We start from the raw sequence: 9,977 nt of genomic DNA, 5'->3' as shown, positions 1-9,977 counted from the left end.
GTGTGTAGCTCATGGTGGATTCTCCTTGTGTGAATGTGGTGTAGGAACCTTCATTCTACACGAATCCGGCCATGGGCCATTTTTTATTTATTTCCAGTAGGTGTCGCACTTCATATTACAATCCGTCTTAAAATAAAATATAATCCATAACACATATTATTTTCTAGAAGACGAAAATGTATCATAAGTCCTTGTAGCAACAAATTTGCAGGAGGGATAAGAATGTCTCGGCTTCATGAAAAAAATTTTACCACCGATTTAGTAAGACTCTTAACAACTAGATACCTCTAAGGCATAATTGTCTGAGACCACGTTTACCTAGGGGATAATTTTGGAAAGAAGTACTGTTTTACTAATCTTCCAGTCTATTAGAAATAGTGAGCGCACTTTTCATTCCAAATTCATTTTTCTAAAGGAGATTTTGATTGTGAAAAAATATCAAAAATCAGCAATTTCATTACTGTCAACTATGGCTATGCTCTTAGCACCTACCCAGGCCGCTTTCGCCGACGAGGTTGCTACTACAACTAACCCTCCTTCACAAGAAACTAAGACACTAGAGGCACAGGGAATTGATCTTTTCGCAAGTAACCCATACCCGGGGTATTTTGATCAAGGAATAAGTCCTTATATATATATGACGGGAATTGTTACGATCACTTTTAATGCTCGTGTACTAGGTGATTATAATTTCACATTTAGTAATCAGAATGGAACATTATACCCTGTAAGATGGACTGCACATACTTACGGAAGCCAAGTGGTAACCGTCCGAGATGTTTATGGTTATCAAAGGATTTCAGCAACATCTCCAGATGGTGGCGGCGGCGAATTCAATATCCGTTATTAACACATAATAGTTGCTACAGTAGTTTCTACGAATGTATAATTGAAGTAGCAGAAGCTTTTCAGATTAAGGTAGTCGGTATTGCTCGAAAGGTTTTTATATTGGCAATGCTGTATCTCATCTGATTGATGGAGTATGAGGCGATTCGCACCTTTTTAGGGATACGGTCGCCTATTTTTATATGGCAAATGAGCTGCTTTCCATTTTGGAGAATGGCGGTAGACTCGGAGCACCTATCCCACCAGTGATCCGGCAGGCAGTAGAAGTCCTGAAGAGTAAAAGTGGAAATCAAGAAGGGGAGAACAAAAATGCAAGCGGGGAAAAAGGTACGTGCAGGGGATCAACCTATCCCGTTATCAAGGAAAGATTGATTGGAAGGAGATCAAGGCTGACGGTATTTCATTTGCCTTCATCAAGGCCAGCTAGGGGCAACGTTACGTTGGTCCTACATTCACCACGAATGCTAAAAGAGCCAGAGTAGCTGGGTATTGTTGGGAGTACACCACTTTTTTAGACGTAATCAGCGTTAAAGTAGCTAAAGCGGAAGCGCGGCATTTTTGCTGAGGCATTGGAACAGGTAGGGGGTGGGAAATCGCTGGACTTGTAAGGGACTATGAAAACAATCCCGGCAACCTGTCTAAAACGCTTATTAGTGCTGTTGCTTTGGCCTTCCTGCTGGGGATGGAGCGACTTAGAGGACATAAGCCCATTATCGATACAGGCAATACATCAGTAAATTAACGCCTCCTTAGGCGGTTAGCCATTATGGATAGCCCGGTACAGTGATACTCACGTCCCAAGCGACACAGTGACCCGGAAACGCTGGGCGAGATTCGTACGCGGTTCAATAAAAAGGGAGAAAATAAAGTGTCAGAACAACAGAGAGATTAACAAGGTTAGCTCATTTCCAAAAGACATACTTGTTGCCTCCTCAGTTTGTTTATCTTCGGTATGCAACTATGGTGTAAAGTTGTTATAGTGCAGAGATTTACATTTATCTACCAGAAATAATGATTTCACCAAATTATCACCCATCTGACACTTTGCCTTAATGTTGGAGAAAGTTTGATGGGAACAGATATACATATTATGACTCCTTTAATAATTAAAGTTGCTCTTCAGGAGGGTTAGCCGTCACTTCAAATTTAATAGTATTCAAGAGGACGTCTTCGAAGCTAAAGAACTTTATCTAGCTTAGAGAGGTGTCTCATAAGAAAAGACCGGAAAAAAACCGGCCTTTTAGTGTCGAATGGCACAAATTATATACATTCCTTTCTAATGTGAGGCCAAAGAATGGAGTATGTTAGATCCACTTTAGAAGCCTATTGTACTCTTCAAGGCGATAAATATAACAGGGATCAGTAGTGCTGGAATTGAGTTTATCGTCTTGAAGTTTCGTATGCCAAGGACGCTTAAACCAGCGCAGAATATTAGCACCCCGCCAACAATTGATGTTTCGGTCAATAGTTCAGACGTGATGAAATTAGATAAAACATTTGCCAGCAAGTACAGTGACCCTTGCTAACAAAAAAGTACTACTGCAGACCAAATGATCCCGATACCGAACGTTGACGCCAGAACAATTGAGGTTATCCCATCCAGTGCACTTTCTATTAGTCCCAAAATAGACATTGTTCCTAAGCAAAATAACAATATGGCAGTTGATAACCCCTCCGCCAAATTTCCTTTTGAAATTTTTGTAACCACATTTTTGAATCGTTGCTCCAAATCAAGTTTCTGACCAATAACGCCTCCCAGTGCCAAGCTAACAATAAACAACACGGGATATTGGCTTTGCGGCATATATGTAGCTATCGCATTAATACCAAGTGCAGCCGCTACCAAACCCATTGCCTGCATAAGAATATCTTGGTAAGACTCTTTAAACCCTTCTTGAAAATACTTCCTGAAAATACTTCTTGCTACACTACCTATAATAATTGTTGCTACATTAACAATCGTCCCAATCATGTCGCTCTCTTCTACAATTTGTTTTTTAAAAGAATAAACCCTCCAGTAACTGGAGGGTCAACTATTATTCAATCGGTATTTGAATCTCAGTAACGAATTTGGAGGTATCCTGTGTAAGTCCATAATCAATATAAGTGATTTCGAGTGCGTCATCTGCCAAAATATAGCCCTCAGGTATCTTTGTTGAGGAAGAGACTTTATAGTCGCATTGGAGTATAGATGTTTATCCAGTTCCACGAATAGAAATAAAGCATCGTACTCATCGAATTTTTTCTGTTGTAGATTCGTTACAGATATTGCTAATCCGACTTGTCCGAGGAAAATGGTAGATTTCATATTACTATTTTTTTCTAACATACGGATCGACATTTCCAGATTGTCACTTCTATCAATTTTTTGTTTCAGCATGACAATCATTCGTTCGGGAAGCTGCGTTACCCGGATTTTGAAGAGTTCTTCTACATTAGATACATCTTCGATCTGCTGAATTCTTTTATTAATTCTTTGTTGAATCTGTTTAAACTCAGTAATTTTTTTCTCTGTTCTGCGTTTTTGCTCTTTTAATAAAGTTAAAATATGATCCACATTACGATTGTCAAGAAAAAGTTTTATTTCTATAAACGGGATATTAAGCTCTTTGAGATAAAGAATTGTGTTCAGGCGTTCGAATTGATCAATTGAATAATAACGATAACCAGTTGTTTCATCGACTGATGCTGGCTCAAAAAGATGAATGCTTTCATAGTAACGTAGTGTTCGGATATCGATTTGAAAGAGCTTGGAAATTTCTCCGATCAAAAACATTGTACTCATTGTACCTCTCAATTCTCCTTCGTTTTTTGCCATTATAGTATAGCTTAACAATTTGGGAGTTCATACTTTGACAATACAAATGTGTTGTTCTGTGCCCTTTCGTTAGACTTTCTGCATGAACTGGGATAAAATCCTAGATATGAAAATGGGAGGACTTGCGTTGAAAAGGAAATTAAATCTAATTTAGGACAGTTGATTAAGAGGAGGGCTAAAATTGAAAAAACAATTAGTGGCTGTAGCATTGGGTGGCGCACTTGTAATAGGCAGTGCTGCTTTTGTAAATAGTTCATATGCTGCTGAATCAAAAGCTCCATCACAGATTCCGGTTGAGACGAAAGTTGAAGATATCCATATTCCTGATCTAACGCAGGGGGCGTCGCATAAAACAACAGTGGCTGAAGAGCACAAGCTAAAACTATTAAATACAACCGCAAAACAAGGTAAATATGGTCTGGTTATTAGACAATTATATCGCGGTGCTAATGGTGCTGAGATCATGGTCATTCAAACTGAATCTCAAATGGATGAAGAGACCACCATTGAGAAATTGAAAGACTCTTATAAGTTGGAGAACGTTGAGTTGACTACAATCAATGGCCATACCACTGCCTATGTAAATGGTAAAGAGAGAAAAGTTGTTCATCTAATTACGAAAGATCACTTTTATACGATTTCTGCTTTTAAAATGACTCTTGATGAATTGATGGAAATTGCCAAGAAAATTCGAGAGTGATCTGATATATCGGCTTCATCAAAACACAAGCGCAAATGCTTGTGTTTTTTATTGCTTTTATCTGTTGGGAGGGTGGGATGAACAATATCAAGAAAGTGAGCAAAAGCCAGCCTTAAAGAGAGCTCTGTCCATAAAAAAGCAGCCTCATGGATTGGGAAAAAGGATCATATGTCGGTCATCCTTCAATGGGCACTGTCATAGAAACAGATACGGCTAAAGAACCAGATCTTATTACTGAGGCTTTTTGAAAATACCATAGTGGTAGACGTAAAGGCATATGTACCTTTATGAACTGTAAAGGAAGTGTTGAGAAGGCCATAGTTAACCATAAGCCCTTCTCTTTTTCTTCCGAATTAGCATGGTCAGGAAAAGGAGGACAGGTAGAGCAATCTGAAAGATAGGCCAGATTTGAATCAAAGCAACATTAAGACCGAACCACAAAAATTCGGTTAACCTTGGGGAGAGAAACGTAAGGCCGTATATGATGATGCTCAGCAACAGTAACGCAGGCTTATATCTAAAAGGGGTTATTGTTTGAAGTCCAATAACGGCACCAAACATAAAACCAGCTGTTTTGACTCCGATTCCAATAAATAGAATCATCGAAAACAGAACATCAGCTCTCTCGAATGTTTTTGGTAGTTGAATAAGTTGTGTAACCTCAAATAAGGGATAGGTGCTTGATGCTGCCCATTTCGGACCTAGAACTAGGATTGTTAGCTCATTCATTACAATAAGGAACACAGCAGTGATCCAGTAAACAATGACGATCGACCGCTGTAATTTACGTTTATCCGTGACAAGCTTGAACAGCACAAGAAAAAGAATCGTCTGCCCGAAGGGAAAAGACATGATCTCAGGAATGGCAGCCTTCACTACGGGAGTTAAACCGTTCTCCAATACAGGAAACAAAAACTCAAAGTGAATGAGTCCCGTAAAAGGAGTAAGCAATAGTAAAGTGCTGTAACCAAAAAAAAGCAGAAGAAAAAATATATGACATAGAAGGAACCAGACTCTCGGCCCAAACGATACCACATCGGCACAGGCAATTAATGCTATAAACGTAATAACTTCGGTAGGGGTTCTGTTCAGCAATGTCAATGCGCCGAGCTCACCCATGTCTCTGACATTCCTGGAAGCTTCATAAGCAAAGTAACTGATGAACAGAAGACCACCCAGACTACCAACCCATTTTCCCCAATAATGGCATAGGAGTTCATACAAATCCCGGTGTGGGTCAAGCTTATGCATGTATAAATACATGATTAGCAGGACGAAGCCTGCAAGTGCACCGATCAGCATGGCTAGCCATGCATCCTGCTTGGCTTTAGCTCCCAATAGGAATAATGTTGTACTGCCAACCTGAAACAAGGAAAAGGCGATAGCTAACCCGGATACCCTAGTGACGGTTTCCCTCATACTTTTTGAGTCCCTTCATACAAATTGGTTTAGGTTTGACTTCCGATACGCTTTTGTAGGAGTCCAGGACGCTTAATCCGTGCATCCACTCGAATGTCCAGTTCTATCCTCTTGAATTCCCGCTCCCAGTCTTTTTTCACTGTCTTCCACTCTTTTGGGAACCTCCGGTGAATCCGGTCAGCGAAACCAGTTGCATCTACCCCAAGTTCCTGAAGTTTAGCCCAGCCCTCATTTATCGTACTGGTCACTTCTTGTGCAATCTCTTCTTCCAAATCATGTATGGTCTTCGTCTTGGAAATATCCTTAGTGCATGTTGTTTCACTTAAAGTCCCGTTAATTTTCACTCCAACCTGCATAGTGTAATGAGAACTCGTTTTTTGTGGGGTGATCTTCACATTAGTTGAGTTTACTAGCAGGGAAGAGTACATTTCCCTACGGGGTTGTTCGTCGCATGGGAACGAAACTTCAGTATTGCTAACCTTTTGAGACAGATAAGATACTCCCAGACTCTCTTTCTTGTTTAGAAATCCTTTAAGCTTTCCGTTTTGGAATATCGCCAATTTAGTCAATGCCAGTTTGAGCGGGGCCGAGGTTTTTTTGAAGACATCTAGACTCTCTGCTTCCTGCTCATTCTGGTAGTCTCTTTCTCCGATCAACTCGGCGACAGGTACCCCGATGGATTTGGAATCCGAGTTCATGCTTAATACAAAATCATATACCCTGACTTTTGGAAACATCGATAACATATCACTCTCTTTGTCGACTAATTCAGCCATGGCTGCGCCTTGAAGTTTTTCAGGCGGCAACAATTTCTTTAATAGATCGGATGCTAGTCCATCTGTTACAATCATAGTTACCATTTCCCTTGCTTCCGTATTACGAAGATAAAAATCGATTAAACGGTCCATTCCCTTTTCAGCCGTTCTTTTACCGATAAATACAACACGATTATGTGCTACGTAAATTCGTCTTGATGTTTTTAAATTGCTGTACAATAATGCCTGGGTATAGGTTTTGGACTTTACAGAGAATACATGGGATGCCGGTTGAGAAGACCCTCCGGTTCCTCCTCCGGTACCACTTGCAAGGGCGGAGGGAACAATAATCTGATAGGACATCATCCACTGTCCGTCGTCCATCATATCTACCCCTGTAGCTGCAGTTACCCACAGCTCATTCAGTTCGACTCGGTTCCAGCAACCCGGCAAAATGAATAATATGACCAAGACCCAAATAAACCTGCCTAATTGGGACATATTCACTCCTCCTTACGCCATGGGATCTCGGCCGTGTTCCCCCGCTTGCTCTGCAAATGATTCCTGTTCCGTTGCCTGCTTTACTGGATTGGAATCCCCAATCATTACAGGCCGCTTCTTCATCTTCCACCTAGGTACACGCACAAACAGGTCTTTCATATTGCTCTTATAGAAAGGTGCGAGCGGCATCATATAAGGAACGCCAAACGAATTCACAGATACTAATCGAACGAGGATGGGAACCAAGACTGACAAAACGCCGTATAACCCCAATAAACCTGCCATTAGCATAAGTCCAAATCTGAGCAAACGAACAGACCCAGCCATACTGAATGAAGGTAACACAAAGTTGCAGATGGCTGTGAATGATACCACAATGACCATAGCTGCGGAAACCAATCCCGCCTGAACGGCAGCTTGTCCAAGAACCAAAGCTCCAACGATAGAGATTGCAGGCCCTACGGCACGAGGCATTCGTACTCCTGCTTCGCGGATGACTTCGAAGGTGAGCTCCATTATCATTGCCTCAAGTAGGGCTGGCAATGGTGTATTTTCTCTCTGTGCAGCTAAAGTGATGAGCATTGTTGTAGGCAGCATTTCCTGGTGAAACGTAGTTGTTGCAATAAAGAACGCGGGTAAAAGCAATGCCAAGAAGAAGGATGCCATCCGAACGATCCGAAGAAAAGATGCCAGATCATAACGTTGGTAGTAGTCCTCACTGGATGAGATGAACCGAAAAAAGGTTACGGGAGCAATCAGGGCAAATGGGGTCCCATCAACCAATATCGCTACTTGTCCTTCAAGTAAACTGCCTGCTACAGTATCCGGCCGCTCGGTGTTAACCATGGTTGGAAAGGGTGTCCATACCCCATCTTGAATAAATTCCTCTATATATCCACTTTCGAGAATACTATCAGTGTTAATGGAATCTAATCGTTTGGAGATTTCCTTAACCACCTCTGGATCTGCAATGTCTCGAACATATGCTACCGATACCTTCGTCTGCGTGTATGATCCAATAATTCGAGAACCAAAGTGGAGTTCAGTTGATTTAATCCTTCTCCGGAGGAGTGCGATATTGGTGGAAATATCCTCGGTAAACCCTTCTTTAGGACCGCGAATTACTGTCTGCGATGTTGGCTCCTCAACAGATCTTTTAGCCCCCCCGCTGATAGAAGCTGCAAAGGCCTTGGATCTGCCTTCGACGAGGAGAACTGCCTGTCCATTAAGAACGGCATCGATAAGTGATTGCTCATTTTCAAGGCAAGTGATACCCCCAATAGGGATAAGACTCATCAACCAACTTTCAGCATTACGATTAGAGACATCTCCATTTCGAATACCTGCAGTGAGTTCCTCCAACAGTGTCGTTAAAATTTGTTGATCAATCAAACCTTGAAGAAAACCTATAGCGAGAACCGGATTGCCCTGTTCATCGTTCAAACAACGAAGATTGAAATCCGTGCTATGTCCTATTTTCTGCTTCAGTAGGGTCATGTTGTCCTTAAGCGTGATACTCAGCTCTTCGGATAGCTCAGTCGATTTTTCGTCATTAACTGGTTCAGAGTTCGTGCCATTTTTAGATCGTAAAGGCTGTTTAAACAGCCATTTTTTTAACTTGTCAGCCATGGCCATATAGTTCCCTTCTAGATATCAGTCAACTGTAATATGTTGCTATTCCAAAATTTATATGTATGGATTTTGTAAAAAAAGCTTGTATATCAATCCATTGCAACTATGCTTATTGTCGAGGTTTTAGCTGAGAGTCTATATTTCTTAGATAATCACCAGTGTTAAAACAGCCAAAGCGGAATCGAGCGTTTTGCTGATGTGTGGGATCAGGTTGGAGGCGCGAAAGTGTAAAGGTAGTCGAGACAAAGGGAACATAGACCTGAATGAACTTGATGGAGCGATGGACGAGTTACGTAATCGATTCGGCGGCATGCTTGTATAGGAGAGATAGAAGTCGTTATAATTAGGCACATTCTGCTCGAATAATACCCGCGAGGAAGCTTGCTTAAAAGGTACAAACTATCCATCTTGTAGAGGACACGGATTATTGTTGTTTGTTTTTTAAGTTAAAATACCCGTTAGAAAAGCTCCAAAAGAAAAAGCGGCAGCCAAGGACGAAAAAATAAAATCCTAGACTGCCGATCTTCGATTGATTTATAAAATTCTAATCCCCACCGAGTTCAATCGTTTTTGTGGCGACACGGTCATGAAATTCCCGATCATGTTCCACAAATACAATGGTCGGCGTGTACTCAAGCAGCAGTTCCTCAATCTGCATCCGGGAAATCACGTCGACAAAGTTGAGTGGTTCGTCCCAAATATGCAGATGAGCCTCCTCACATAGGCTTCTTGCGATCAGAACTTTTTTCTTCTGCCCGCCGCTAAACGCGGATATATCCTTTTCGAACTGGATGCGGGCGAAATCTAGTTTACGCAACACAGCCTTAAATAAGCTTTCGTCAATTCTGTGCTCTGCTGCATAATCGGAGAGTGTTCCTCGCAGATGAGAAGTATCTTGGGATACATAGGAAACGCGAAGCTGCGGGTCCCGCTGAAACGTACCTGTATAATGTAGCGCCTCAGCGTTGAGCAGGTGAAGCAAGCTAGACTTACCTGAACCATTTGGACCAGAAATTGCAATCCGATCTCCGGGTTCAATCGTCAGACTCACGTTCTTGCAAACCGCTCTTTCCCCGTAGTAAATCGTGACGTGATCCAGTATCGCCAGTTCGGATTTGGAATACTCAAGCTGAGAAATCGCAAGGCTTTCCGACTGTTCGATATTTCGGAGCAGTTTCGATTTTTCCTCTAAAGCAGCATGTTGCCGCTGTTCGATGGATTTCGAGCGCTTCATCATTTTGGCTGCCTTATGCCCGACGTACCCCTTGTCAAGCTTGGAACCGGAATTTCGTGTGCCATTTTTCGA

General features: G+C 41.6%; 8 protein-coding genes and 2 pseudogenes. 4 read left to right on the top strand and 6 right to left on the bottom strand.

The window, feature by feature from the left end; translation table 11 throughout:
• Nucleotides 1–427: 427 nt before the first annotated feature.
• From AC5V8P_RS19205 to AC5V8P_RS19195, 3 genes and pseudogenes are all read left to right on the top strand, one after another.
• Nucleotides 428–850, top strand: a complete 423-nt coding sequence (locus AC5V8P_RS19205; protein ID WP_064796494.1) for a hypothetical protein — start codon at nt 428–430, stop codon at nt 848–850.
• Between the two features lie 59 nt (nt 851–909).
• Nucleotides 910–1,169, top strand: a pseudogene (locus tag AC5V8P_RS19200) (phage holin family protein); the annotation flags it as partial.
• A gap of 8 nt (nt 1,170–1,177) precedes the next feature.
• A complete protein-coding gene (locus tag AC5V8P_RS19195; protein ID WP_495473783.1) occupies nt 1,178–1,273 on the top strand; it encodes a GH25 family lysozyme in 96 nt (31 codons plus the stop codon).
• 888 nt (nt 1,274–2,161) lie between these two features.
• Here AC5V8P_RS19195 and AC5V8P_RS19190 read toward each other — a convergent pair.
• Nucleotides 2,162–2,818: pseudogene (locus AC5V8P_RS19190) on the bottom strand (DUF554 domain-containing protein).
• 57 nt (nt 2,819–2,875) lie between these two features.
• Entirely contained in the window at nt 2,876–3,631 is a 756-nt protein-coding gene (locus tag AC5V8P_RS19185) for a MerR family transcriptional regulator (protein WP_063212601.1), read from the bottom strand.
• A 214-nt stretch (nt 3,632–3,845) separates the two neighbouring features.
• Here AC5V8P_RS19185 and AC5V8P_RS19180 point away from each other — a divergent pair, with 214 nt between their 5' ends.
• Nucleotides 3,846–4,364 carry a DUF4367 domain-containing protein gene (locus AC5V8P_RS19180; protein ID WP_063212602.1) on the top strand — a complete coding sequence of 173 codons (519 nt, stop codon included), beginning with the start codon at nt 3,846–3,848 and terminating at the stop codon, nt 4,362–4,364.
• Nucleotides 4,365–4,685: 321 nt separating this feature from the next.
• On the opposite strand, the gene AC5V8P_RS19175 is transcribed toward AC5V8P_RS19180, so the two are convergent.
• From AC5V8P_RS19175 to AC5V8P_RS19160, 4 genes are all read right to left on the bottom strand, one after another.
• A complete protein-coding gene (locus AC5V8P_RS19175; protein ID WP_064796495.1) occupies nt 4,686–5,783 on the bottom strand; it encodes a GerAB/ArcD/ProY family transporter in 1,098 nt (365 codons plus the stop codon).
• Nucleotides 5,784–5,812: 29 nt separating this feature from the next.
• Nucleotides 5,813–7,039, bottom strand: a complete 1,227-nt coding sequence (locus AC5V8P_RS19170; protein WP_063212604.1) for a Ger(x)C family spore germination protein — start codon at nt 7,037–7,039, stop codon at nt 5,813–5,815.
• Nucleotides 7,040–7,051: 12 nt separating this feature from the next.
• On the bottom strand, nt 7,052–8,668 hold the full coding sequence (locus AC5V8P_RS19165; RefSeq protein ID WP_063212656.1) for a spore germination protein: 1,617 nt from the start codon (nt 8,666–8,668) through the stop codon (nt 7,052–7,054).
• 547 nt (nt 8,669–9,215) lie between these two features.
• A partial coding sequence (locus AC5V8P_RS19160) for an ATP-binding cassette domain-containing protein (protein WP_495473782.1) occupies nt 9,216–9,977 on the bottom strand: 762 nt, incomplete at its 5' end.

This window comes from Paenibacillus sp. N119s (assembly GCF_059447605.1).
The sequence above is the reverse complement of the archived record's forward strand: the minus strand, read 5'-3'. Positions and strand labels throughout refer to the sequence as shown.